Consider the following 235-nt stretch of genomic DNA (forward strand, 5'->3'; position numbering starts at 1 on the left):
GACAGCTCCGCGAAGCACGGCGGCCCCGCAACGTTTCCGCTCAATCGCGTGATTCCGTGCTGGACGCAAGGCGTGCAGAAGATGAAGGTCGGCGGCAAGGCCAAGCTGACCTGCCCGGCGGCGACCGCTTACGGTGAACGCGGCGTCGGTCCGATTCCGCCGAACAGCGATCTGACTTTCGAAGTCGAACTGGTCGGCATCGAAAAGTAAAAGCGCGCAACGCGCAAGGAACAAG

General features: G+C 62.6%; 1 protein-coding gene. It reads left to right on the forward strand.

The window, feature by feature from the left end; translation table 11 throughout:
- On the forward strand, positions 1–210 hold a 210-nt coding region (locus SB751_RS35350; RefSeq protein ID WP_410749657.1), incomplete at its 5' end, for an FKBP-type peptidyl-prolyl cis-trans isomerase.
- Between the last annotated feature and the right edge of the window lie 25 nt (positions 211–235).

The sequence above is a fragment of the Cupriavidus sp. SIMBA_020 genome, assembly GCF_046535395.1.
GTDB classification, from domain to species: domain Bacteria; phylum Pseudomonadota; class Gammaproteobacteria; order Burkholderiales; family Burkholderiaceae; genus Cupriavidus; species Cupriavidus campinensis.